The organism is Pseudomonas wadenswilerensis (genome assembly GCF_024749185.1).
Taxonomy (GTDB): Bacteria; Pseudomonadota; Gammaproteobacteria; order Pseudomonadales; family Pseudomonadaceae; genus Aquipseudomonas; species Aquipseudomonas wadenswilerensis.
The window spans coordinates 617,061-639,883 of the sequence record NZ_CP087191.1 but is presented as its reverse complement, the minus strand read 5'-3'; the positions used below and the strand labels follow the sequence as shown (position 1 = coordinate 639,883).

Below are 22,823 nucleotides of genomic sequence, written 5' to 3'. Positions count from 1 at the left end.
ACGATAAAAAGGAACCACAGATGGCAACGCTACTGGTGCTCCACGGCCCCAACCTGAACCTGCTCGGCACCCGCGAACCGGGCGTCTATGGCGCCGTGACCCTGGCCCAGATCAACCAGGACCTGGAGCAGCGCGCCCGCGCCGCCGGCCATCACCTGCAGTACCTGCAAAGCAATGCCGAGTACGAATTGATCGACCGTATCCACGCGGCGCGCAGCGAAGGCGTGGACTTCATTCTGATCAATCCGGCGGCTTTCACACATACAAGTGTCGCATTACGTGACGCGTTGCTGGCGGTGAGCATCCCATTCATCGAAGTGCATCTGTCCAACGTGCACAAACGCGAACCTTTTCGCCATCACTCCTACTTCTCTGATGTCGCCGTAGGAGTGATTTGCGGCCTGGGCGCCACTGGCTACCGCCTGGCCCTGGAGTCTGCCCTGGAACACCTGGCTGCTAACGCAAAGCCCTGATGACGAGAACCTGGCCTGTAAGGCCGGGGCTCACAAGAAACGTTTGCTAACACGTTTTTATATTTACGCCCCTGACCGAACCTTGGGAGTTGATGATTAATGGATATCCGTAAAGTCAAGAAACTGATCGAACTGCTGGAAGAGTCTGGCATCGACGAGCTGGAGATCAAGGAAGGCGAAGAATCCGTACGGATCAGCCGCCACAGCAAGACTCCAGCCCAGCAGTACTACGCTCCGGCTCCAGTCGCCGCTCCTGTTGCCGCACCAGCCGCCGCCCCGGCCGCTGCCGCCGCTCCAGCCGAAGCCGCCGCACCAAAACTGAACGGCACCGTTGCCCGTTCGCCAATGGTCGGTACCTTCTACCGCAAAGCCTCGCCTGCCTCGCCAGCCTTCGTTGAAGTCGGCCAGACCGTGAAGAAAGGCGACACCCTGTGCATCGTCGAAGCCATGAAGATGATGAACCACATCGAAGCTGAAACCAGCGGTGTGATCGAGTCCATCCTGGTAGAAGACGGTCAGCCGGTTGAGTTCGACCAGCCGCTGTTCACCATCGTTTGAACCGCGGAGAGCCAACGATGTCTGCGAAGCTGGAAAAAGTCCTGATTGCCAACCGCGGGGAAATTGCCCTGCGGATCCTGCGTGCCTGCAAAGAGCTGGGCATCAAGACCGTCGCCGTACACTCCACGGCTGACCGCGAACTGATGCACCTGGGCCTGGCAGACGAGTCGGTCTGCATCGGTCCGGCTTCGGCCAGCCAGTCCTACCTGCACATCCCGGCGATCATCGCCGCGGCCGAAGTGACCGGCGCTACCGCCATTCACCCAGGCTACGGTTTCCTCGCGGAAAACGCCGACTTCGCCGAGCAGGTCGAGAACTCCGGCTTTGCCTTCATCGGCCCGAAAGCCGACACCATTCGCCTGATGGGCGACAAGGTATCGGCCAAGGACGCGATGATCAAAACCGGCGTTCCGACCGTACCGGGTTCCGACGGCCCGCTGCCGGAAGACGAAGAAGAAGCCCTGCGCATTGGCCGTGAAGTCGGCTACCCGGTGATCATCAAGGCCGCCGGTGGCGGTGGTGGTCGCGGCATGCGCGTGGTGCACAAGGAAGAGGACCTGATCGCCTCGGCCAAGCTGACCCGCACCGAAGCCGGCGCCGCGTTCGGCAACCCGATGGTCTACCTCGAGAAGTTCCTGACCAACCCACGTCACGTGGAAGTCCAGGTCCTGTCCGACGGCCAGGGCAATGCCGTGCACCTGGGTGACCGCGACTGCTCGTTGCAGCGCCGCCACCAGAAGGTACTGGAAGAAGCACCGGCCCCAGGTATCGACGAGAAAGCCCGCCAGGAAGTCTTCAAGCGCTGTGTCGATGCCTGCATCGAGATCGGCTACCGTGGCGCTGGCACCTTCGAGTTCCTCTACGAAAACGGCAGTTTCTACTTCATCGAAATGAACACCCGTGTTCAGGTGGAGCACCCGGTTTCGGAGATGGTCACCGGTATCGACATCGTCAAGGAGATGCTCAGCATCGCCGCTGGCAACAAGCTGTCGTTCACCCAGGATGACGTGGTGATTCGTGGTCACTCCCTGGAGTGCCGGATCAACGCCGAAGACCCGAAGAAGTTCATCCCGAGCCCAGGCACGGTCAAGCATTTCCACGCCCCGGGTGGCAACGGCGTTCGCGTCGATTCGCACCTGTACAGCGGTTACGCGGTTCCCCCGAACTACGACTCGCTGATCGGCAAGCTGATCACCTACGGCAAGGACCGCGACGAAGCCATGGCGCGCATGCGCAATGCCCTGGACGAGATCGTCGTCGACGGCATCAAGACCAACATCCCGCTGCACCGCGACCTGGTGCGTGATGAAGGTTTCTGCAAAGGCGGCGTCAACATTCACTATCTGGAACACAAACTGGCTAACCAGGAGTGATTCGGCAGTGATGTAAAAGAGACCCCGGTCCCGTGACCGGGGTCTTTTTTTGGGGCTCCCACAGGGTTCCCACAAACCCCTCGTACTCAAGTAAACTGGCGGGCTTCTCGCAGCCTCGGGCTGCCCCTGTAGATTTTTCCAAAGGTGCCCGCCATGCCTTGGCTGCAAGTACGTCTGGCCATCAGCCCGGAACAAGCCGAAACCTATGAAGATGCCCTGCTCGAAGTAGGCGCCGTTTCGGTCACCTTCATGGATGCCGAAGATCAGCCGATCTTCGAACCGGACCTCAACACCACCCCGCTGTGGTCGCATACCCATCTGCTGGCACTGTTCGAAGCCGATACCGACGCCAGCGCGGTGTTCGCCCACCTGCAGTTGCTGACCGGCGCCGAACTGCCGGAGCACCAGGCCGAAGTCATCGAGGACCAGGACTGGGAACGCAGCTGGATGGACAACTTCCAGCCGATGCGTTTCGGCCAGCGCCTGTGGATCGTGCCAAGCTGGCATGCGGCGCCCGAGCCCGAGGCGGTCAACCTGCTGCTTGATCCGGGCCTGGCCTTCGGCACCGGCACCCACCCAACCACCGCCTTGTGTCTGGAATGGCTCGACGGCCAGGACCTGAACGGCACTCAGGTGCTCGATTTCGGTTGCGGTTCAGGCATCCTCGCCATTGCCGCGTTGCTGCTGGGCGCCCGCGAAGCGGTCGGTACCGACATCGACGTGCAGGCCCTGGAAGCCTCGCGCGACAACGCCGGGCGCAACGGCATCGCCGACGAGAAATTCGCCCTGTACCTGCCCGAGCACATGCCGGCCATGCAGGCCGACGTGCTGGTTGCCAACATTCTGGCCGGCCCGCTGGTATCGCTGGCCCCGCAACTGTCCGGGCTGGTACGTCCGGGTGGCCTGCTGGCGCTGTCGGGGATTCTCGCCGAACAGGGTGATGAAGTCGCCGCGGCCTACGCCAAGGACTTCGACCTCGACCCGATCGCCGTACGCGATGGCTGGGTACGCATCAGTGGTCGCCGCCGCTAAGTGCGCCTAGAATAACCTTCTGCATAACCCGGACCGCCGCATGACCGACAGTTTCGTCACCCAGTGCCCGCATTGCCAGACCAGCTTTCGCGTCAGCCACAATCAGCTGAGCGTGGCCCGCGGTGTGGTGCGTTGCGGCGCCTGCCTGCAAGTGTTCAACGCCGCCCGGCAACTGCTGGAGCAAAGCGCGGCGCAGAACCCGCCTGCGCAGCCGGCGCCGGTCGAGCCTGTGGTGGAGCCCGCGCAAGCGCCCAGCCAGCACGAGTGGAGCGCCGCAGAACTGGACCTCGACCAGCTCGATCTGGATCAGGAACTGGCGCGCCTGGAACAGCGCGAAATCCAGCCGACGACCGAGTTCAAGGCCGCCGCCCCGCGCGAAGACAGCCTCAGCGCGCACCGCGACAGCCCCGAGCAGGACGACCAGCACTGGCCCGACAGCCTGTTCAGCAGCCCGGCCTCCGAGCGCGAACAACTCATTGCCGAGCTCGACGAGCCACAGCCACCGCTGATCGAACAGGAAGCCCTGGACCTCGCGCCGGCACCGGGCGAGCGCACCGAGCCTTCGCTGTCGCTGGATGTACTCGACGACGATCTCGATGCCCCGGCACCACCCGCGCAGCCGCTGCATGCCGATGATGACGAACTGCCCGGCGAACGTTTGTCGGCCCGGGAGCCTGACGACGACCTGGACAGCCCCGAGCCTGAGCTGGTCGAACGCCGCGAACCAGGCCTGGGCCCGAGCGGCCGCCGCGCTGACCGCAAGGAGCCGCTGCTCGACCTGGTCGACGACCCGATTCAGCTCGGCTGGCAGAAACCCAAGGTCAACTGGGGCAAGCGCCTGCTGTGGATCTTGCTGATCCTGCTGGCTGCCGCGGCGCTGGCCGGCCAGTACATCTGGTACCAGTTCGACGAACTGGCCCGCCAGGACCGTTACCGTCCATGGTTCCAGACGATCTGCCCGACCGTCGGTTGCCAGGTGCCGTCGCGGGTCGACATTGCCCGGATCAAGAGCAGCAACCTGGTGGTGCGCAGCCACCCGGACTTCAACGGTGCATTGATCGTCGACGCGATCATCTACAACCGTGCGCCCTTCTCCCAGCCGTTCCCGCTGCTGGAACTGCGCTTTGCCGACCTCAATGGCCAGTTGATCGCCAGCCGCCGCTTCAAGCCCACCGAGTACCTCAGCGGCGAGTTGGCCGGCAAGGGCGAAATGCCCAGCCAGACGCCGATCCACATCGCCCTGGACATCCTCGACCCGGGCCCCAAGGCAGTCAACTACAGCCTGTCATTCCGGTCCCCGGAATAACAGGCGAGCGGCAAGCAGCAAGCTTCAAGCCACAAGGAAAAGCAGCCCCATACGCTGATCCGTTTTTACTTGCGGCTTGAAGCTTGCAGCTTGAGGCTTAAAGCCAACTGTTCAGATTTTATCCAAATCCATCTTTATCCGGTCACCGAGAGCGGGTATCATGCCAACCCTTTTTCGAACTCTAATGATCCGGCCCCACAACAGGGAACTCCTATGTCGGCGGTACGCATCGGCCCATACACACTGCAGAACGCCCTGATCCTCGCGCCGATGGCCGGGGTCACGGACCAGCCCTTTCGTCAGTTGTGCCGGCGAATGGGTGCAGGCCTGGTGGTGTCGGAGATGGTCAGCAGCGACATGAGCCTGTGGAACAGCCGCAAGTCGCGCCTGCGCATGATTCACGAAGGTGATCCCGAGCCACGCTCGGTACAGATCGCCGGTGGTGACGCGCAGATGCTCGCAGCAGCGGCCCGGGCCAATGTCGAGGCCGGCGCACAGATCATCGACATCAACATGGGCTGCCCGGCAAAAAAAGTCTGCAACAAGGCCGCAGGCTCTGCTTTATTGAAAGATGAAGCCCTGGTCAGCGAAATCCTCCACGCGGTGGTTGCCGCCGTGGACGTGCCGGTCACGCTGAAGATCCGTACCGGCTGGGACAGGGCCAACAAGAACGGCCTGACTGTGGCGAGGATCGCCGAGCAGGCCGGGATCCAGGCACTGGCGGTACATGGACGCACACGCGCCGACCTCTACACCGGTGAAGCCGAATACGACACCATCGCGGCGATCAAGCAGGCGGTGTCGATCCCGGTTTTTGCCAATGGCGATATCACTTCGCCAGAAAAGGCCCGGGCGGTGCTGGATGCCACCGGGGCCGACGGTCTGCTGATTGGCCGGGCTGCCCAGGGGCGGCCATGGATCTTTCGCGAGATCGAGCATTACCTGCGCACCGGCGAAAAACTGCCGGCGCCGCAGCTGGACGAAGTGGAACGAATTCTGCTGGAGCACCTGACCGCGTTGCACGCCTTCTACGGCGATGTGATGGGCGTACGTATCGCCCGCAAGCACGTTGGTTGGTACCTGGCAACGCTACCGGGCGCCAAGGAGTTTCGCGCCCAGTTCAACCGTTTGGAAGACACGCAAGCGCAGTGCGCCAACGTTCGCAGCTTCTTCAGCGAACGTGAACAGAGCCTTGAGACAGAGGACGGACAAGGGGTGGCCGCATGACGATGATGACCGAGACTTTAGTGAGTGGAACAACGCCCGTGAGCGACAACGTCAACCTGAAACAGCACCTGAATACGCCGAGCGAAGAGGGTCAGACCCTTCGCGGCAGTGTGGAAAAGGCGCTGCACAACTATTTCGCCCATCTTGAGGGCGCGGCCGTCACGGACGTGTACAACCTGGTGCTCTCGGAAGTCGAAGCGCCGTTGCTCGAAAGCGTAATGAACTACGTCAAGGGTAACCAGACCAAGGCCAGCGAGCTGCTCGGGCTCAACCGCGGCACCTTGCGCAAGAAACTCAAGCAGTACGATTTATTGTAAGCAAGCATCCAAACCAGAAAAGGCGGCTCCCATTCGATGAGGTCGCCTTTTTTGCTGACTCCACCGCGTTATGGAATCTGAAATGACCGACCAGACTACCCGCCTGCCGATCCGCCGCGCCTTGATCAGCGTCTCCGACAAGACCGGGATCCTTGAATTCGCCCGTGAGCTGCAACAGCTCGGCGTCGAGATCCTGTCCACCGGCGGCACCTTCAAGTTGCTCCAGGACAATGGCGTTGCCGCGGTGGAAGTTGCCGATTACACCGGCTTCGCTGAAATGATGGACGGCCGGGTCAAGACCCTGCACCCGAAAATCCACGGCGGCATCCTCGGCCGTCGCGGTACCGATGACGCCATCATGGCCGAACACGGGATCAAGCCGATCGATCTGGTCGCGGTCAACCTGTACCCGTTCGAAGCCACCATCTCCAAGCCTGGCTGTGACCTGCCGACCGCTATCGAGAACATCGACATCGGCGGCCCGACCATGGTCCGCTCGGCGGCCAAGAACCACAAAGACGTCGCCATCGTGGTCAACGCCAGCGACTACAGCCAGGTTCTGGAAAACCTCAAGGCCGGCGGCCTGACCTACGCCCAGCGCTTCGACCTGATGCTCAAGGCGTTCGAGCACACCGCCGCCTACGACGGCATGATCGCCAACTACATGGGCACCGTGAACCAGGCTGCCGAGAGCCTTTCGACCTCCGGTCGCAGTGAGTTCCCGCGCACCTTCAACAGCCAGTTCGTCAAGGCCCAGGAAATGCGCTACGGCGAGAACCCGCACCAGAGCGCGGCGTTCTATGTCGAGGCCAAGCCTGCCGAAGCCGGCATCGCCACCGCCGTACAGCTGCAGGGCAAAGAGCTTTCGTACAACAACGTGGCCGATACCGACGCCGCGCTGGAATGCGTGAAGAGCTTCGTCAAGCCGGCCTGCGTCATCGTCAAGCACGCCAACCCGTGCGGCGTGGCCGTCAGCCCGGACGCCGAAGGCGGTATCCGCCAGGCCTACGAACTGGCCTATGCCACCGACACCGAGTCGGCCTTCGGCGGCATCATCGCCTTCAACCGCGAGCTGGACGCTGAAACCGCCAAGGCCATCGTCGAGCGCCAGTTCGTCGAAGTGATCATCGCCCCGAGCGTCAGCGACGAAGCTCGCGCCGTAGTGGCTGCCAAGGCCAACGTACGCCTGCTGGCCTGCGGCGAGTGGTCGGCTGAACGTGCCGCTGCCTGGGACTTCAAGCGCGTCACTGGTGGCCTGCTGGTGCAGAGCCGCGACATCGGCATGATCACCGCGGGCGACCTGAAAGTGGTCACCAAGCGCGCGCCGACCGAGCAAGAGATCCACGACCTGATCTTCGCCTGGAAAGTGGCCAAGTACGTCAAGTCCAACGCCATCGTCTACGCCAAAAACCGCCAGACCATCGGTGTCGGCGCCGGCCAGATGAGCCGCGTCAACTCCGCCCGTATCGCGGCAATCAAAGCCGAGCACGCTGGCCTGCAGGTGCAGGGCGCGGTCATGGCATCGGATGCGTTCTTCCCGTTCCGTGATGGCATCGACAACGCTGCCAAAGTGGGCATCACTGCGGTAATCCAGCCGGGTGGCTCGATGCGCGATGCCGAAGTCATCGCAGCCGCTGACGAAGCCGGCATCGCCATGGTCTTCACCGGCATGCGTCACTTCCGGCACTGAGTGAAGCAGCGACAAGCTCCAAGCTGCAAGCTGCAAGAAAAAGCGCATCGAGTCGCATCCTCTTGCAGTTGCAGCCCCTTAAATTTCAGAGTTGCAAGCTACGCAAAGGGCAGCACTGGCTGCTTTTTCTTGTAGCTTGCAGCTTGCAGCTTCTCCGAAGGAGCCTTCATGAAAATTTTGATTATCGGTAGCGGCGGTCGTGAACACGCCCTGGCCTGGAAAGTCGCTCAGGACCCTCGGGTCGAGAAAGTCTTCGTTGCCCCGGGCAACGCCGGCACCGCCACCGAAGCCAAGTGCGAGAACGTCGACATCGACGTCAGCGCCCTGGAGCAACTGGCCGATTTCGCCGAGAAGAATGTCGCCCTGACCATCGTCGGCCCTGAAGGCCCGCTGGTTGCCGGTGTCGTCGACCTGTTCCGCAGCCGTGGCCTGGACTGCTTTGGCCCAACCAAGGGCGCAGCCCAGCTGGAAGGCTCCAAGGCTTTCACCAAGGACTTCCTGGCGCGCCACAAGATCCCGACCGCCGACTACCAGAACTTCACCGAGATCGAGCCAGCGCTGGCTTATCTGCGTGAAAAAGGCGCGCCGATCGTGATCAAGGCCGACGGCCTGGCCGCCGGTAAAGGCGTGATCGTCGCCATGACCCTGACCGAAGCCGAAGATGCCGTACGCGACATGCTCGCCGGCAACGCCTTTGGTGACGCCGGTTCGCGCGTGGTGATCGAAGAGTTCCTCGACGGCGAGGAAGCCAGCTTCATCGTCATGGTCGACGGCCACAACGTGCTGCCAATGGCCACCAGCCAGGACCACAAACGTGTCGGCGACGGCGACACCGGCCCGAACACCGGCGGCATGGGCGCCTACTCGCCAGCGCCAGTGGTCACCGCCGACGTGCACCAGCGCGTGATGGACCTGGTGATCTGGCCAACCGTGCGCGGCATGGCCGAGGAAGGCAACGTCTACACCGGCTTCCTCTATGCCGGCCTGATGATCGACAAAGCCGGCAACCCGAAAGTCATCGAGTTCAACTGCCGCTTCGGCGACCCGGAAACCCAGCCGGTCATGCTACGCCTGGAATCGAGCCTGGTGCTGCTGATCGAAGCCGCCTTCGCCAAGGCCCTGGACAAGGTCGAAGCACAGTGGGACCCGCGCCCGAGCCTGGGTGTAGTCCTGGCTGCCGGTGGCTACCCGGGCGACTACAGCAAGGGTGCTGCGATCAATGGCCTGGACGCTGCCGCGAAGCTCGAAGGCAAAGTCTTCCACGCCGGCACCGCGCTCAAGGATGGCCAGGTGGTTGCCACTGGCGGCCGCGTGCTCTGCGCCACCGCCCTGGGCAACAGCGTCGAGTCCGCGCAGCAACAAGCTTACCGCCTGGCTGCCGAGATCAACTGGGACGGCAGCTTCTACCGCAAGGACATCGGCTACCGCGCCATTGCCCGCGAACGCGGTGAACACCAGCAGTAAACAGGTGCCTGGAGGCAGCGACGTGGCAAGCGTCCTGCCCCCGGCTCGTCGACAGGGCCCGCCATGGGCCTTGCCTTCGGCTTGGCGCGCCGCGCATAGTTACCATCCGGCATTTGGCTAAGAAGGGATTTCGTCTTGCGTTGGCTCAGGATTGCCATTGGTCTCACCGTCAGCTTGCTGACCCTGCTCTGCCTGTTCCCGGCTGCGGCCGAACAAGGCAGTGGATGGGCGGTATTGCTTGACGATCAGGCCAGCCTGCAATTGAGCGATGTACGTTCCGAACGCTACCGCAACCAGTTCAGCCCCCTCGAACTCAACGAACTCAACGCTGCCACGCCCGACCAGGCGTTGTGGCTGCACTACCGGCTGGAGCCCGGACAGCAGGAAAAACTGCTGCGGGTCTTCGCCCCCGACCTGTCGCGCCTGGACCTTTACGCCCTCAACGGCGATCGACTGATCAAGCAGATCCACAACGGTCGCCAGAACGACAGCGGTGACCCTTACCTGCGCAGCAGCGACCATGTCCTGGCCCTGCCCAACAGCGCGCAACCGCTGGACGTCTACCTGCGCCTGGTGTCAGAGCACCAGCTGCGTCCGGCCATCAGCCTCGAGCCTGCCGCCCAGGCCGCCGCCGACCAGCGCCAGCCGCTGTTCTTCGGCCTGTTGTTCGGCTGCCTGCTGATGCTGATGCTGCACAACCTGATCCGCTTCGCCTATTCACGCTCCAGCACCAGCCTGGCCCTGGCGGTCTACCATGCGCTGATGCTGCTCAGCGCGCTGATTTTGCTCAACCTCAGCGGCCCCTGGTGGAGCCTCTGGCATTCGGCGCAAACACCAGCGGCCTACCTCACCGCCCTGTTGGCATCGCTGGCCGGCCTGACCTTCACCCTGCGCTTCTTCACGCCCTGCGAACAACCGCGCCTGAGCCGCCTGCTGCAGGTGGAAATGCTTGTGGTCGCGCTCTGCGGCCTGCTGCTGTTGTTCGTCGATACCCTGCCGCTGAACCTGATGACCTACGCGCTGATGGCCTTGGGCAGCCTGACCATGCTGCTGGTGTCCAGCTACCACTGGTACAAGGGCTACGCCCCGGCGCGGCTGTTCGCCGTGGCCATGCTGGTGTTCAATATCGGCTGCCTGGTGGTGTTGCCGGCCCTGCTTGGCCTGACCCGCACGCCAACCCAATGGCTGTTGTTCATACTCCTTGGGCTGACCAGCGTCAGTGGCCTGTTGCTCAACCTCGCGGTCAGCGAGCGTTTGCGGCGCATCAGTGAAGAACGCTTCAGCGCCAGCCGCGAGCTGGCCGCCAGCAACGCCGAGATCAATGCCAAGGCCGAGTTCCTGGCCAAGATCAGCCACGAGATCCGCACGCCCATGAACGGCGTACTGGGCATGACCGAGCTGCTGCTCGGCACCCCGTTGTCGGTCAAGCAACGTGATTACGTGCAAACCATCCACAGCGCCGGCAACGAGCTGCTGACCCTGATCAACGAGATCCTCGACATCTCCAAGCTCGAATCCGGGCAGATCGAACTGGATGACGTGCAGTTCGACCTCAATGCCTTGATCGAAGATTGCCTGAGTATCTTCCGGGCCAAGGCCGAACAACAGAACATCGAACTGATCAGCTTCACCCAGCCGCAGGTGCCGCGGGTCATCAGTGGCGACCCGACACGCCTGCGCCAGGCCTTGCTGAGCCTGCTGGAAAACGCCCTGAAGAAAACCGACCAGGGCGAGATCCTGCTGGTGGTCGCCCTCGATCAACGCGGTGACAGCCCGCGCCTGCGCATTGCCGTGCAGGACAGCGGCGAACCGATCCCGCCGGGTGAGCGCGAAGCGCTGCTGCAGGCAGAACTGCACAGCAAGCATTTCCTTTCCAGCAACAAGCTTGGCGGCCACCTGGGGCTGGTGATCGCCAAGCAGCTGATCACCCTGATGCAGGGCGAGTTCGGCATCAAGACCAGCCACAGCATGGGCAACACCCTGTGGATGACCCTGCCGCTCGACCCATTGCGTCTCGAACAACCGCCCGCCGACCTCGACGGCCCGCTGCGCGGCGCCCGGGTGCTGGTGGTCGACGACAACGACACCTGCCGCAAGGTTCTGGTACAGCAGTGCAGCGCCTGGGGCATGAACGTCAGCGCCGTGCCTTCGGGCAAGGAAGCCCTGGCCCTGCTGCGCACCAAGGCGCACCTGCGCGACTACTTCGATGCGGTGCTGCTCGATCAGAACATGCCCGGCATGACCGGCATGCAGCTGGCGGCGAAAATCAAGGAAGACCCGAGCCTCAACCACGACATCCTGCTGGTGATGCTCACCGGCATCAGTAATGCGCCGAGCAAGGTCATCGCCCGCAATGCCGGGGTCAAGCGTATCCTGGCCAAACCGGTGGCCGGCTACACCCTCAAGACCACCCTGGCCGAAGAGCTGGCCCAGCGCAGCAAGGGCCAGCCGAGCATACCGATGCAGGCCAGCCTGTCAGCGCCATTGAACCTGCCCAGCGATTTCCGCATCCTGGTGGCCGAAGACAACAACATCTCGACCAAGGTGATCCGCGGCATGCTCGGCAAGTTGAGCCTGGAGCCAGACACCGCCAGCAACGGCGAGGAGGCCTTGCAGGCGATGAAGGCCAACCATTACGACCTGGTGTTGATGGACTGTGAAATGCCGGTGCTCGACGGTTTTTCCGCCACCCAGCAGTTGCGCATCTGGGAAGTCAGCAACCAGCGCCGGCGCACGCCTGTGGTAGCCCTGACCGCGCACATCCTCGCCGAGCACAAGGAGCGCGCGCGCCTGGCGGGCATGGACGGGCACATGTCCAAACCGGTAGAGCTGTCGCAACTGCGTGAACTGATCGAACATTGGGTGGCGCGCCGCGAAGCCGAATCAAGTCAGATTCCGACCCCGTAATTCGCATACACTTCCCTCTCGTCACCCTTGCCGCGAGCCTCGACCATGCTTCATGAGTTATTCAGCGTCTACCTGAAAATGCTCGTGCTCTACAGCCCGTTCTTCGTGCTCTCCTGCTTTATCAGCCTGACTCGCGGCTACTCCAGCAAGGAGCGCAAGCAACTGGCGTGGCGCGTCGCAATCGCCGTGCTGGTTGCCAGCGTATTGCTGTACCTGTTCGGGAGGGCGATCTTCGGCATATTCGGAATTACGGTGGATGCTTTTCGCATCGGCGCCGGTAGCGTGCTGTTCATTTCCGCGCTGGGCATGGCCCAGGGAAAATCGGCGGTGCAGACCGACAACGTGCAGCAGGACGTGACCATCGTGCCGCTGACCATCCCCCTGACCGTCGGCCCCGGCACCATCGGTGCGCTGCTGGTGATGGGTGTTGGCCAGCCACACTGGGACGACAAACTGCTGGCCATCGTCAGTATCGCCCTGGCCAGCTTCACGGTTGGCCTGGTGCTGTACCTGTCGAACCGTATCGAGCGGATTCTCGGGGATCAGGGTTTGCAGATCGTTAGTCGCTTGATGGGCTTGTTCGTCTGCGCCCTGGCGGCGCAGATCATCTTTACCGGGATCAAGGGCTACCTGGTGCCCTAGAGTTCCAGTTCAAGGATTTCCCGCAGGGCGATAGTCTCCAGGCTCCGCTCCACCTTGCTTCTGAACTGTTGATCGAACAGACGGGTGTTAAAGCGCACCAGCTCGACCCTGACCTGCTGGTGTCTGCGTTTACGAAACAGAAAGCCGGCGGCGACTTGCGATTGCTCAAGCTCTTCGTAATACAGCACCATGTCCACCGCGCCATTTCGGCCCGGCGCACACGGCAACAACTGAAACACGCCCTGCTCACGCGTACGCCGCTCAAACTGTACCAAGGCCCTGGCGTCCTGCTTGAGCCCCCGCATGGCCAACTCCGTCGAACTTGCATACTGGCTGCCGGCGACGGCCGAGATGGCCTTTAGCGCGCTATCGACAATATCCGAGCGTTCGTTGCCCGGCCAATGGACCTCGCTAGGCGGCACCGCGTCCCAGCCATAGAACTTCAGTTTGTTCTTGTAGTAGCTGTACCAGTTCTGCACCTGGCCCTGTTCATGGACAAAGCGGGTTTCCCGTTCGGCTTGCAATACTGCAAGCTTCACCGAGCTGCGTTGCGCAGGAGTCAGGCCGGGCATGAACGACATCAGGCCGGCGCCCACCACTGTTGCCTGTGGCTTATTCATGAGCATCTCCTGGCACTCTGTGCAACAAGTCGCCTCGCTCCTGTTGCTTGTGCTCGATCAAGGTTCGCAACTGGGCACGCTGGAGCTCGAAGCGTTCAACGTCCAGTTGCGCCGACAGCCCCTTGACCACAACCTCCCCCTGCAACGCCCTTGCCAGCAACGGTCCCTCGAAATTCACCCGCTCTACAGCTTCGCTGGTGTGCAAGGCGATACTGCACAGGTTGATCACCGGCCCCGGGTGGACCAGTCCAATCTCAAACGCAAGCCGCGTACCGCACTGACTGCCTTCGAAGGTGAAACCGCGAAAGCCGTCCAGGCTGCTCTGTGCCCGGTTCAGCCTGACCAGACCCTGCTCGATGACGTTGTCCGCCGAGGGGAACTGGCTGTCCAGCCACAGCCGTAAAGGCTGGATGGGTGCGAGCAATGAACATGCACCGGCAGACTGCGTATCGTGGAAGAACTGGGTAATGATCCAGCCACGCTCGGAAAGCTCCTTGCGGTATCGCCCATACCACGGTGGATAGTCCAGAAAACGCGAGCCCACAACCTTGTTGGCCCGCAACTGGCAGTACAACAGCGAATCGAGTACTGCCTGGCGCTGGGCAGGCGTTACCCCGGCGGCAATCAGCAGCAGGGTGCCGCCAGCCGTCCATACCGAGTAGTCGTCCGTTTCCATGATCCTTGCTCCTGAAATGCCAGGATGGCCCGGCGAGCGAGCCACCCCGGGCGGTCAGATCTCGTAGTCGAGCACGTTGCCGAGGCTGCGGTCGCCCAGTTTGCTCTCGATAGTGGCGCGCACCCGCTCGTACACCGGCTTGTTGAACGACAGCGCCGCAGCGCCGGTATAGAACTCGGCGGAACTGCTGTTCCATTCCAGAACGAAGACATCCAGGTCCTTGGCAGAGGTGTCCGAATGTATGCAGCTCATGGCCAGGACCACTTCACCGTCGGAGGTTTCGATACAGGAGGCCAGACCGATGGTGGCGGTTTTTTTGTTTTTGACGTTGCGATCAAACAGCTTCTGCGCCTGCTCAACCTGCCCCAGCTTCGCCAGCGCATCGTTAGTCAGCTTGTTCAGCGCCACACCGACGGGACCGCCCATCACCGCAGTGCCTATCGCGCCCAGCGCCTTGGAGGCGACGGCGCCGACAGTCAGCGTCTTGGAGGAAGTAAATTCGCGCTCATAGCTACGACGTGCGGTGACCCAGCCACAGTCCTGCAGAACTTTAAGAAACTGCTTGAACCAGGCTTCACCCTGGCCTTCCTGGTCATACAGCTTGCTGGCCACCAGGGATGCGAACTGGTAAGAGTTTTTCACGTCGGTGCGGCTTTGCACTGACATGCCGGCACCAAATGCCATCAGCGATTGTTCCAGAACTGCAGCGGTATTGGTGCTCAGAATTTCGGTGGTGTCGTTCATCTCGAATAGTCCTTTTCATGAAGCCCCGGTCGCTATCGACAGGGGTTTTCACGCTATTCGAGATGGCCGTTTCAATCAGGACCGAAAGCCTTCCACTACAGATTCAATCCTGCGCCGGATACCAGCGTGGGGTATAGACCCACTGCCCACCGTCGGCGCGGGCAAACTCGCAGGTAGTCGAGGAGCCGACCAGCACCATGGTACGCATATCGACCATGTCCGGTTGCAGCTCGCCGAGCGTGACCACCCTCAGCGTCTGCCCCGGCCTACCGATGTCGCGGCCAAGGACTACAGGGGTCGGCGCGGCGCGGTGCTGGCGAACAATCTCCAGGGCCCGACCAAGCTGCCAGGGACGCGAGCGCGAGATCGGATTGTAGAAGGCCAATGCCAGGTCGGCCTGGCAGGCCAGGTCCAGGCGTTTCTCGATGATCGACCAGGGCTTGAGGTTGTCCGACAGCGACAGCACGCAGAAGTCATGGCCCAAGGGTGCGCCCGCCTGCGCCGCGGTCGCCAGGGAGGCCGAAACGCCGGGCAGCATTTCCAGCTCCACCGCGTGCCAGTGCGGATCGCTCGACTCGTGCAGCGCTTCGAGCACTGCCGCGGCCATGGCGAACACACCTGGATCGCCCGAGGACACCACCACCACCGAACGCCCTTGCGCCGCCAGCTCGAAGGCATGCCGGGCACGTTGCATCTCTTCGCGGTTGTCGGTGCAGTGCAGCACCTGGTCGGCACGGAACGGCCCGGCCATGCGCACATAGGTTTCATAGCCGAGCACATCGTTGGCCCGTGCCAGCTCGGCCTTGACCGCAGGCACCATCAGGTCGGCAGCGCCAGGCCCGAGGCCGATCACTGCCAGACGACCACGGGCGCGGCCGATCTGTTGCGGATCGATCGGCTGGTTCGCGACCACGATGGCCAGGCCATCGGTCACCGCCTGCGGTGGCAGCAATTGCGGCATTACCAGAGCGGCCAGGGCACTGGCATCACCGGCGCCCGGAGCAAAGCGCAGGGCCACGCCCAGCTCGGCCGCAGCAGCGTGCAGGGCCGGGTTGGCCATGTGCTCGTCTGCTGCCAGCAGGCAGGCCAGCGCCGGCTCGGCAATCCGTGCAGCCTGCAGCGCATCACGAATAGCCTGGGCCAGTTCCGGCGGCACTTCACTGACCGCAACCATCACACAACGCGGATAGATCACCAGCTCATTGGCCGAGGCTTCACGGGCATCACAACCGACATGAATCGCCAGCTGCGCCTGCTCGCTCTGTGGCAACTGCGCCTGTTCCAGCCAGGGCGCGGCGCCGTCGATGCGCACGCTTTCACCGGCCAGCAGGTCGGAAACGAAGCGCTTGCCCAGTTCCAGGTCCGCCAGGGCATAGCCGCTGGGCGGGTTGAGCAGGCAGGTACCAAAGCGCAGCTCGCCGCTGGTGGTAATCGCCGCCGCCACACCCAGGCCGGCCGCGATTTCCCGGGCCATGACATTGACCCCGCCCAGGCCACCGAGCAGCGGTACCACGGCGCTGCCATCCTCGGCCACCGCCAGTACCGGCGGCTCGGCACCCTTCTCCAGCAACAGGCCGGCCAGGGTGCGGATGACGATGCCGGCAGCGCACAGCGCGATGATCGGCGTGTCTTGCTGGTAGAGCTGGCGCAAGGTCGCGCCAAACTCCTGGTAACTGCGGTCGGCGCCTTCGACCCGGCCTTCAAGGCCATGGATCAGTGCGTCCGGGTACAGCTGCTGGATCTTGCGGGCAGTGGCCAGGCTGCCTTTGCCAAGAATGACGATGGCCGGGGCTTTACGGATCATCAGCCTTGCCACCTTTCACCGGGAACGATGATCAGCGAGAAGTACGGTGACGACTGCGGGTCGACCTCATCCAGCGCCACGATCTTCTGGTTGGCCATGGTCGCCCGTTCCACGTACAGCGCGCGCTCGGCCAGGCCGAGTTCGGCCAACACATCGCGGACCTTGGGGAAGTTGCGTCCAAGCTTCATGATCACCGCGGCATCGGCATCGGCCAGGCGGCGCTTGAGTTCATCGTGGGGCAGCACGCCGGAGAGCACCGACAGGCTCTGGTTGCGGTAGACCAGCGGCGCACCGAGCACCGAGGCACCGCCGAGCATCGAGCAGACACCCGGGATCACCTGCGCTTCGTAGCGCTCGGCGAGGCGGTCGTGCAGGTACATGTAGGAGCCGTAGAAGAACGGATCACCTTCGCAGATAACCGCCACATCGCGGCCGGCATCCAGGTGCGCGGCAACCTCAAGGCTGGCGGCATCGTAAAAGTCGCTGATGACCTGTTCATAGGACAACGGCGCCGGCAGCACTTCGGTGGTCACCGGGTACACCAGGGGCAGCAAGGTCTGGGCCTCCTGCAAATGGCTCTCGATGATGCCAAAGGCGTTGCCACGCTTGCCCTTGGCGACGAAGTAGGCCACCACCGGCGATTCGCGCAGCAGGCGCAGCGCCTTGACGGTGATCAGTTCCGGGTCGCCAGGGCCGACGCCCAGGCCCAGCAAACGTCCACGAGCCTGCATCATTCGACCTCCGTGGCCAGGGCATTGACCGCCGCTGCGGCCATGGCGCTACCGCCCAGGCGCCCCTGCATGATCACGAACGGCACGCCACGACTGTCGGCGGCGAGCATCGCCTTGGACTCCGCAGCGCCGACAAAGCCCACCGGGAAGCCGAGGATCAACGCGGGTTTAGGCGCGCCGGCGTCGAGCATTTCCAGCAGGTAGAACAGTGCCGTCGGCGCGTTGCCGATGACCACCACACTGCCTTCCAGGTGCGGCCGCCACAACTCCAGGGCCACCGCCGAGCGGGTGTTGCCCAGTTCGCGGGCAAGCTCCGGCACCTGCTCGTCGCGCAAGGTGCAGATCACCGGGTTGTTGGCCGGCAGGCGTGCGCGGGTAATACCCTCGGAGACCATCCGCGCATCGCAGAGAATCGGCGCCCCAGCGGCCAGGGCATCGCGCCCGGCCTTGCCGGCGCCCGCGGAAAACTGCAGGCCATCGATCGCATCGACCATGCCGCAGGCGTGAATCACGCGGACCGCGAGTTTTTCCAGATCGGCCGGGATGCGATCGAGCCGGGCTTCCTCTCGAATGATCGCGAAGGAATTGCGATAGATCTCCTGACCATCGCGGATGTAATCAATCATCAAGGGTGCTCCGTGAGCAGGCGTCTAGCAATGCGCCGGCTTCTTTTAGTGTGAGGTTGCGTGCGTGCAGCTGGCCGAAGCCTGGCTGGGCATCGTCACGCAGATACAAGTCGTAGTGGCCGGGGCTCTGCGCCAGCAAGGTCGCCGGGGCCACGTGGGCCATGGCGCAAGAGCGCGGGCAGCCACTCAGGTGCACGCTGGCCGGGGCACCGGGGGCCAGCAGGGTCGCCAGCAGGCGGGCATCGCCCTTGGTTTCGGCCTGGCCCTTGGCACAGCCGGCGGAACCGGTGCAGGCGACCAGACGGGACAGTTGCTCACTCGCAGAGACCAGCAGCCCCAGTTGGGCCAGACCCTCGCTGACCCGCTCGGCATGGCGCTGGGCAATAGCGGGCAGCAACAGGCTTTGCCAGGGTGTCATGCGCAGGGTGCCGTCGCCCTGTTCACGTGCAAGCCGGGCCGCGCCGCGCAGCATCGAAGGGTTCAGGCGGCCCAGCGGCGCTGCGGCACCGACAGCGCTCAGGCTGGTTTGCAGCTGGGGATAAATGCCCAGATAGCTGGCCGCGGTCAGCGAGCGGCGCCATTGACAGACCGCTGCGTCAGCCCGGATCGGCAAGCCCAACCCGGCGATAAACACCTCTGGCGCATGCTCGCTCAGCAACTGGCGCATCCGCGTCTGTTCTGGCCGGGCCAGGTCGAGAAAACGATTGAGCACCGCCAGCACCAGCTCATGCCCCCGCGTCAGGGGCACAGCGCCCAACGGCGCATCCTTGGCCGGGCACCCGGCCAGGCCGAATGCCAGCCACAGTTCGCCGTCCAGGTTCAGGGGGCTGAGCCATAAGTCATGGGGATGTTCGAGCATCGCCAGGGCTTCACCGCCATCCAGTTGCACGGCGAACTTGGCCGACAACTGATGAAAACGCGGAGTGGTTTCCAGCGACTGCAGCAGTTGCTGCGCCAAGGGCCGGGTGTCGAACAGCAACTGCGGATCAAGGCCGGCCACGGGGCTGAGCATCAGGTTACGCACATCATCGCCGGCCGCATCACGCGGGCCCAGGCCCGCCGCCAGCAGCCCTTCGATCAGAGCGCCATGCTCGCCAGCAATGCCGCGAATCTGCAGGTTGCCGCGGTTGGTGACTTCTATTTCACCCCCCGCATAGCGCTCGGCCGCAGTGGCAACGGCATCGGCCTGATCAGCCGTCAGCGCACCGCCTGCCAGCTTGATCCGGCAGATGCCGCCGTCCAGCGCCTGGACGATGCGCCACAACCCCGGACAGGCCGAGGGACGCAGCGAAGCTTGGGGCTGGTGGGCCGATACAGGCTGGTTCAAAAGGTCACCCGGCAATCGTGAAAAGGCACTTCAGTGTAGAAGGCGCGGTATTATGCCTGCTTTGTCCGAAGGCATGAAAAGCCTGCCGGTCGGATTGCGTTGAATTGAGGAAATCCATGTCGCCCTGGCTGACAGTAGTAGGTATCGGTGAAGACGGTTTCAGTGGCCTGGGCAAGCATGCCCGGCGCGCGCTACTGGGCGCCTCACGGGTGTTTGGCGGCCAGCGCCAGCTGGATCTGCTACCGCATTGCATCACTGGCGAACGCCTGCTCTGGCCCAGCCCTTTTTCCCTGGCGCCGGTACTGGCCCTGCGTGGCGAAGCGGTGTGCGTACTGGCCAGCGGCGACCCGATGTTCTATGGCGTGGGGGCCAGCCTGGCCCGGCAGCTCGATGTCAGTGAGATGAGCGTGCTGCCGATGCCCTCCTCTTGTGCCCTGGCCGCCGCCCGCCTGGGCTGGCCGTTGCAGGAGGTGCTGACGCTTTCTGTGGTGGCCCGGCCAATCGCTGCGTTGAACGCCCATCTGTACAGCGGCGTGCGCCTGTTGGTGCTGAGCAACGATGGCTACAGCCCGGCAGCCATCGCCGCATTGCTACATGAACGCGGCTTCGGGCCGAGCCGGCTGCAGGTCTTCGAGCACCTTGGCGGCAGCGCCGAACGTCGTCTCGAGGGCACTGCCGAGCACTGGCCGCACACGCAGATTGCCGACTTGAACCTGATCGCCATCGAGTGCCTGGCCGCGCCCGATGCGCCACGCCTGTCGCCCCTGGCCGGTCTGCCGGACAGCGCCTTCAAGCACGACGGCCAGCTGACCAAGCGCGATGTGCGTGCCATTACCCTGGCGCGCCTGGCGCCGCGACCGGGTGAACTGCTCTGGGATGTCGGCGCCGGCAGCGGCTCGATCGGCATCGAGTGGATGCGTGCCCACCCCAGTTGCCGGGCGCTGGCCATCGAGTCCGATGAGGGCCGCCAGCAGTTGATCGAACACAACCGCGATGCCCTCGGCGTGCCTGGCCTGCAGTTGATCCGCGGCCGTGCGCCGATGGCCCTGCAGGGCCTGGAGCGCCCTGATGCGATCTTCATCGGCGGCGGCGTAACCCGCGAAGGCGTGCTGCAGCATTGCTGGGAGCAACTGCGCCCGGGTGGGCGCCTGGTGGCCAATGCCGTGACCCTGCAAAGCGAGCTGGCCCTGGTCAACTGGCGCGAGCAGCATGGCGGCGAGCTGAGCCGTATCCATATCGCCCAGGCGCAGCCCCTGGGCGAGTTCGACACCTGGCGCCAGGCCCTGCCGATCACCCTGCTAGAAGCGGTCAAGCCTGTCGATGCGTGACGAAACCCGGGAACAACCCGCCCCGCTGCGCAGCGGTCTGACCACCGGCAGTTGCGCCACCGCCACCAGCCTCGCAGCGGCCCGCCTGCTGCTTGCGGGCCAAGGCGATGACGCCGTGCACATCACCCTGCCCAAGGGCAAGGTGGTGCAGATGCGTCTGGAGTTCTGCCGCCTGCTGGAGAATGGCGCCGAGGCCGGCACCCTCAAGGATGCCGGCGATGACCCGGACGTTACCCACGGCGCCCTGCTCTACAGCCAGGTGCGCTTGCAGGCAGAGCCCGGCGTGCGCTTCGTTGCCGGCAAGGGTGTCGGTACGGTGACCCGCCCCGGGCTGGTACTGGCGGTCGGCGAGCCGGCAATCAACCCGGTACCACGGCGGATGATGACCGAGCACCTGCAGCGCCTGGCTGCCGAACACGCCTACGGCGGCGGTTTCGAGGTCACGGTGAACGTCCAGGACGGTGAAAGCCTGGCGCTGAAAACCATGAACCCGCGCCTGGGCATTCTTGGCGGCCTGTCGATCCTCGGCACCAGCGGCATCGTCCGGCCGTTTTCCTGCTCGGCCTACATCGCCTCGATCCACCAGGGCATCGACGTGGCGAAGACCAACGGCTACCAGCACATCGCCGCCTGCACCGGCAACGCCAGCGAAGACACCATGCGCCGGGTCTACAACCTGCCGGAAATCGCCTTGATCGAAATGGGCGATTTTGTCGGCGCGGTGCTCAAGCACCTGCGCAAGGTGCCTGTGGATAAACTCAGCCTGTGCGGCGGCTTCGGCAAGATCAGCAAGCTGGCCGCCGGACACATGGACCTGCACAGCCGTCATTCGAGCATCGACCTGCCGCAATTGGCCGAATGGGCCGCGGCCATTGGTGCCGATGACGCCTTGCAAGACTCGATTCGCCAGGCCAACACCAGCCAGCAGGCCCTGGCCCTGGCCAGCGCCGCCGGGATTGCCCTGGGCGATGCCGTCTGCGCCCACGCCCTGGCCTTTGCCCGCAGCGTCGTGCCGGCGCAGGTGCAGGTGGAGGTGTTTGCCATTGATCGCCAGGGTGGCATCGTTGGCCATGCGGGGGGCTTTGCATGAAGCGCATCCTGTTGCTCGGCGGCGTTACCGAGGCGCTGGCCATTGCCCGCACCCTGGGCCCGCAGCACGTCTACAGCCTGGCCGGGATCGGCCGGGTGCCCACTGACCTGGACTGCCAGGTACGGGTGGGAGGGTTTGGTGGCGCCGAGGGTCTGGCCGCTTACCTGCGCGCGCAAAACATCGAACTGCTGATCGACGCCACCCACCCCTATGCCGCGCAGATCAGCGCCAATGCCGCCCGCGCCGCGCAGCTCACCGGCGTGCCGTGCTGGGCTTTGCGCCGCCCGGCCTGGCAAGCCCAGGCTGGGGATGACTGGCGCGAGGTGGCCGACTGGGCCGAGCTGATCGACGCGCTGCGCCCGTTCCAACGCCCGCTGTTTACCCTCGGCCGTGAGCCGCTGCAGCATCTGCACGAGATTCCCGCCCATCAGTTCTGGACCTTGCGCGCCCTTGAGGCCTGCCCAGGCAATGAGCGCTGCGAAGTGATCGGCGCCCGCGGGCCGTTTCACCTGGAAGACGAACGCGCGCTGTTCGAGCGCCGGCATATCGATGTGCTGATCAGCAAGAACAGCGGCAGCGGGGCGACCGAGCCCAAACTTGAAATCGCCAGGCAACGGCGAGTGCCGGTGTTGATCCTCAAGCGACCAGTGCTGCCGCAAGTCGACAGGGAATTCTTCAGTCCTTCAAAGCTGCTGGCAGACTTGCCTTGATGGATTTGTTTACACCACAACCTGTGGGAGCTGGACTTGCCAGCGATCGACCGCAGAGCGGTCGCAATCATCGCCTAGCCTGGCCTCAGCGCTGGCAAGCCAGCCCCCACAGGAAACGGAGGCATGTCAATACGAGCACGGCTGACTAACGATTAAAGCCTACAACCAACAAAGATGT

Annotated in this window: 21 protein-coding genes; 14 read left to right on the top strand and 7 right to left on the bottom strand. The window is 63.7% G+C overall.

What is annotated here, in order from left to right; all coding sequences use genetic code 11:
- Window positions 1–20: 20 nt before the first annotated feature.
- The 11 genes from aroQ (at window position 21) to LOY45_RS02800 (ending at window position 12,989) form a co-directional block, all read left to right on the top strand.
- Window positions 21–473 (top strand): type II 3-dehydroquinate dehydratase, encoded by a 453-nt coding sequence (gene aroQ / locus LOY45_RS02850; RefSeq protein WP_045182308.1) that lies wholly within the window; start codon window positions 21–23, stop codon window positions 471–473.
- Window positions 474–572: 99 nt separating this feature from the next.
- Window positions 573–1,031 carry an acetyl-CoA carboxylase biotin carboxyl carrier protein gene (accB, locus tag LOY45_RS02845; protein ID WP_093376528.1) on the top strand — a complete coding sequence of 153 codons (459 nt, stop codon included), beginning with the start codon at window positions 573–575 and terminating at the stop codon, window positions 1,029–1,031.
- A 17-nt stretch (window positions 1,032–1,048) separates the two neighbouring features.
- The gene (gene accC / locus LOY45_RS02840; RefSeq protein ID WP_038997371.1) at window positions 1,049–2,404 is read left to right on the top strand and encodes an acetyl-CoA carboxylase biotin carboxylase subunit; all 1,356 of its coding nucleotides are present in this window, start codon (window positions 1,049–1,051) and stop codon (window positions 2,402–2,404) included.
- 153 nt (window positions 2,405–2,557) lie between these two features.
- On the top strand, window positions 2,558–3,436 hold the full coding sequence (gene prmA, locus LOY45_RS02835) for a 50S ribosomal protein L11 methyltransferase (RefSeq protein ID WP_134064457.1): 879 nt from the start codon (window positions 2,558–2,560) through the stop codon (window positions 3,434–3,436).
- A 40-nt stretch (window positions 3,437–3,476) separates the two neighbouring features.
- Window positions 3,477–4,742 carry a DUF3426 domain-containing protein gene (locus LOY45_RS02830; RefSeq protein WP_233673517.1) on the top strand — a complete coding sequence of 422 codons (1,266 nt, stop codon included), beginning with the start codon at window positions 3,477–3,479 and terminating at the stop codon, window positions 4,740–4,742.
- A gap of 213 nt (window positions 4,743–4,955) precedes the next feature.
- Window positions 4,956–5,969, top strand: coding sequence for a tRNA dihydrouridine synthase DusB (dusB, locus tag LOY45_RS02825; RefSeq protein ID WP_134064461.1), 1,014 nt, complete (start codon window positions 4,956–4,958; stop codon window positions 5,967–5,969).
- Window positions 5,966–6,286: a DNA-binding transcriptional regulator Fis gene (gene fis / locus LOY45_RS02820; RefSeq protein ID WP_003186237.1), complete on the top strand. Its 321-nt coding sequence runs from the start codon at window positions 5,966–5,968 to the stop codon at window positions 6,284–6,286. The genes dusB and fis overlap by 4 nt, the downstream gene beginning before the upstream one ends.
- A gap of 82 nt (window positions 6,287–6,368) precedes the next feature.
- Window positions 6,369–7,976, top strand: coding sequence for a bifunctional phosphoribosylaminoimidazolecarboxamide formyltransferase/IMP cyclohydrolase (gene purH, locus LOY45_RS02815; protein WP_258578715.1), 1,608 nt, complete (start codon window positions 6,369–6,371; stop codon window positions 7,974–7,976).
- Between the two features lie 168 nt (window positions 7,977–8,144).
- A complete protein-coding gene (gene purD / locus LOY45_RS02810) occupies window positions 8,145–9,440 on the top strand; it encodes a phosphoribosylamine--glycine ligase (RefSeq protein WP_115088973.1) in 1,296 nt (431 codons plus the stop codon).
- 135 nt (window positions 9,441–9,575) lie between these two features.
- A complete protein-coding gene (locus LOY45_RS02805) occupies window positions 9,576–12,347 on the top strand; it encodes a hybrid sensor histidine kinase/response regulator (RefSeq protein WP_115088974.1) in 2,772 nt (923 codons plus the stop codon).
- Window positions 12,348–12,392: 45 nt separating this feature from the next.
- Window positions 12,393–12,989, top strand: a complete 597-nt coding sequence (locus LOY45_RS02800) for a MarC family protein (RefSeq protein WP_115088976.1) — start codon at window positions 12,393–12,395, stop codon at window positions 12,987–12,989.
- Here LOY45_RS02800 and LOY45_RS02795 read toward each other — a convergent pair.
- From LOY45_RS02795 to cobG, 7 genes are all read right to left on the bottom strand, one after another.
- Window positions 12,986–13,609 carry a hypothetical protein gene (locus tag LOY45_RS02795; RefSeq protein WP_258578714.1) on the bottom strand — a complete coding sequence of 208 codons (624 nt, stop codon included), beginning with the start codon at window positions 13,607–13,609 and terminating at the stop codon, window positions 12,986–12,988. The genes LOY45_RS02800 and LOY45_RS02795 overlap by 4 nt on opposite strands.
- Window positions 13,602–14,285 (bottom strand): hypothetical protein, encoded by a 684-nt coding sequence (locus LOY45_RS02790; RefSeq protein ID WP_258578713.1) that lies wholly within the window; start codon window positions 14,283–14,285, stop codon window positions 13,602–13,604. The genes LOY45_RS02795 and LOY45_RS02790 overlap by 8 nt, the downstream gene beginning before the upstream one ends.
- A gap of 54 nt (window positions 14,286–14,339) precedes the next feature.
- Window positions 14,340–15,029 carry a hypothetical protein gene (locus LOY45_RS02785; RefSeq protein WP_115088982.1) on the bottom strand — a complete coding sequence of 230 codons (690 nt, stop codon included), beginning with the start codon at window positions 15,027–15,029 and terminating at the stop codon, window positions 14,340–14,342.
- A 103-nt stretch (window positions 15,030–15,132) separates the two neighbouring features.
- Window positions 15,133–16,833, bottom strand: coding sequence for a precorrin-3B C(17)-methyltransferase (gene cobJ / locus LOY45_RS02780; protein WP_115088984.1), 1,701 nt, complete (start codon window positions 16,831–16,833; stop codon window positions 15,133–15,135).
- Entirely contained in the window at window positions 16,833–17,567 is a 735-nt protein-coding gene (locus LOY45_RS02775) for a precorrin-2 C(20)-methyltransferase (RefSeq protein ID WP_374045236.1), read from the bottom strand. Before LOY45_RS02775 ends, cobJ begins: the two co-directional genes overlap by 1 nt.
- Window positions 17,564–18,190: a precorrin-8X methylmutase gene (locus LOY45_RS02770; RefSeq protein ID WP_134064467.1), complete on the bottom strand. Its 627-nt coding sequence runs from the start codon at window positions 18,188–18,190 to the stop codon at window positions 17,564–17,566. The genes LOY45_RS02775 and LOY45_RS02770 overlap by 4 nt, the downstream gene beginning before the upstream one ends.
- Window positions 18,183–19,517, bottom strand: coding sequence for a precorrin-3B synthase (cobG, locus tag LOY45_RS02765; protein WP_258578712.1), 1,335 nt, complete (start codon window positions 19,515–19,517; stop codon window positions 18,183–18,185). The genes LOY45_RS02770 and cobG overlap by 8 nt, the downstream gene beginning before the upstream one ends.
- 116 nt (window positions 19,518–19,633) lie before the next feature.
- On the opposite strand from cobG, the gene cbiE reads away from it, so the two are divergent.
- Genes cbiE through LOY45_RS02750 form a run of 3 tightly spaced genes read left to right on the top strand, consistent with a single transcriptional unit; the run spans window position 19,634 to window position 22,645 of the window.
- Window positions 19,634–20,845: a precorrin-6y C5,15-methyltransferase (decarboxylating) subunit CbiE gene (cbiE, locus tag LOY45_RS02760; protein ID WP_233673520.1), complete on the top strand. Its 1,212-nt coding sequence runs from the start codon at window positions 19,634–19,636 to the stop codon at window positions 20,843–20,845.
- Window positions 20,838–21,935 carry a cobalt-precorrin-5B (C(1))-methyltransferase gene (locus tag LOY45_RS02755; protein ID WP_115088991.1) on the top strand — a complete coding sequence of 366 codons (1,098 nt, stop codon included), beginning with the start codon at window positions 20,838–20,840 and terminating at the stop codon, window positions 21,933–21,935. The genes cbiE and LOY45_RS02755 overlap by 8 nt, the downstream gene beginning before the upstream one ends.
- Window positions 21,932–22,645, top strand: a complete 714-nt coding sequence (locus LOY45_RS02750; RefSeq protein WP_258578711.1) for a cobalt-precorrin-6A reductase — start codon at window positions 21,932–21,934, stop codon at window positions 22,643–22,645. Before LOY45_RS02755 ends, LOY45_RS02750 begins: the two co-directional genes overlap by 4 nt.
- Window positions 22,646–22,823: the final 178 nt, after the last annotated feature.

What these genes read in the sequence shown, in the direction of transcription:
- aroQ (WP_045182308.1), top strand. Translation starts at nt 21, where the DNA reads ATGGCAACGCTACTGGTGCTCCACGGCCCCAACCTGAACCTGCTCGGC.
- accB (WP_093376528.1), top strand. Translation starts at nt 573, where the DNA reads ATGGATATCCGTAAAGTCAAGAAACTGATCGAACTGCTGGAAGAGTCT.
- accC (WP_038997371.1), top strand. Translation starts at nt 1,049, where the DNA reads ATGTCTGCGAAGCTGGAAAAAGTCCTGATTGCCAACCGCGGGGAAATT.
- prmA (WP_134064457.1), top strand. Translation starts at nt 2,558, where the DNA reads ATGCCTTGGCTGCAAGTACGTCTGGCCATCAGCCCGGAACAAGCCGAA.
- LOY45_RS02830 (WP_233673517.1), top strand. Translation starts at nt 3,477, where the DNA reads ATGACCGACAGTTTCGTCACCCAGTGCCCGCATTGCCAGACCAGCTTT.
- dusB (WP_134064461.1), top strand. Translation starts at nt 4,956, where the DNA reads ATGTCGGCGGTACGCATCGGCCCATACACACTGCAGAACGCCCTGATC.
- fis (WP_003186237.1), top strand. Translation starts at nt 5,966, where the DNA reads ATGACGATGATGACCGAGACTTTAGTGAGTGGAACAACGCCCGTGAGC.
- purH (WP_258578715.1), top strand. Translation starts at nt 6,369, where the DNA reads ATGACCGACCAGACTACCCGCCTGCCGATCCGCCGCGCCTTGATCAGC.
- purD (WP_115088973.1), top strand. Translation starts at nt 8,145, where the DNA reads ATGAAAATTTTGATTATCGGTAGCGGCGGTCGTGAACACGCCCTGGCC.
- LOY45_RS02800 (WP_115088976.1), top strand. Translation starts at nt 12,393, where the DNA reads ATGCTTCATGAGTTATTCAGCGTCTACCTGAAAATGCTCGTGCTCTAC.
- LOY45_RS02795 (WP_258578714.1), bottom strand. Translation starts at nt 13,609, where the DNA reads ATGAATAAGCCACAGGCAACAGTGGTGGGCGCCGGCCTGATGTCGTTC.
- LOY45_RS02790 (WP_258578713.1), bottom strand. Translation starts at nt 14,285, where the DNA reads ATGGAAACGGACGACTACTCGGTATGGACGGCTGGCGGCACCCTGCTG.
- LOY45_RS02785 (WP_115088982.1), bottom strand. Translation starts at nt 15,029, where the DNA reads ATGAACGACACCACCGAAATTCTGAGCACCAATACCGCTGCAGTTCTG.
- cobJ (WP_115088984.1), bottom strand. Translation starts at nt 16,833, where the DNA reads ATGATCCGTAAAGCCCCGGCCATCGTCATTCTTGGCAAAGGCAGCCTG.
- LOY45_RS02775 (WP_374045236.1), bottom strand. Translation starts at nt 17,567, where the DNA reads ATGATGCAGGCTCGTGGACGTTTGCTGGGCCTGGGCGTCGGCCCTGGC.
- LOY45_RS02770 (WP_134064467.1), bottom strand. Translation starts at nt 18,190, where the DNA reads ATGATTGATTACATCCGCGATGGTCAGGAGATCTATCGCAATTCCTTC.
- cbiE (WP_233673520.1), top strand. Translation starts at nt 19,634, where the DNA reads ATGTCGCCCTGGCTGACAGTAGTAGGTATCGGTGAAGACGGTTTCAGT.
- LOY45_RS02755 (WP_115088991.1), top strand. Translation starts at nt 20,838, where the DNA reads ATGCGTGACGAAACCCGGGAACAACCCGCCCCGCTGCGCAGCGGTCTG.
- LOY45_RS02750 (WP_258578711.1), top strand. Translation starts at nt 21,932, where the DNA reads ATGAAGCGCATCCTGTTGCTCGGCGGCGTTACCGAGGCGCTGGCCATT.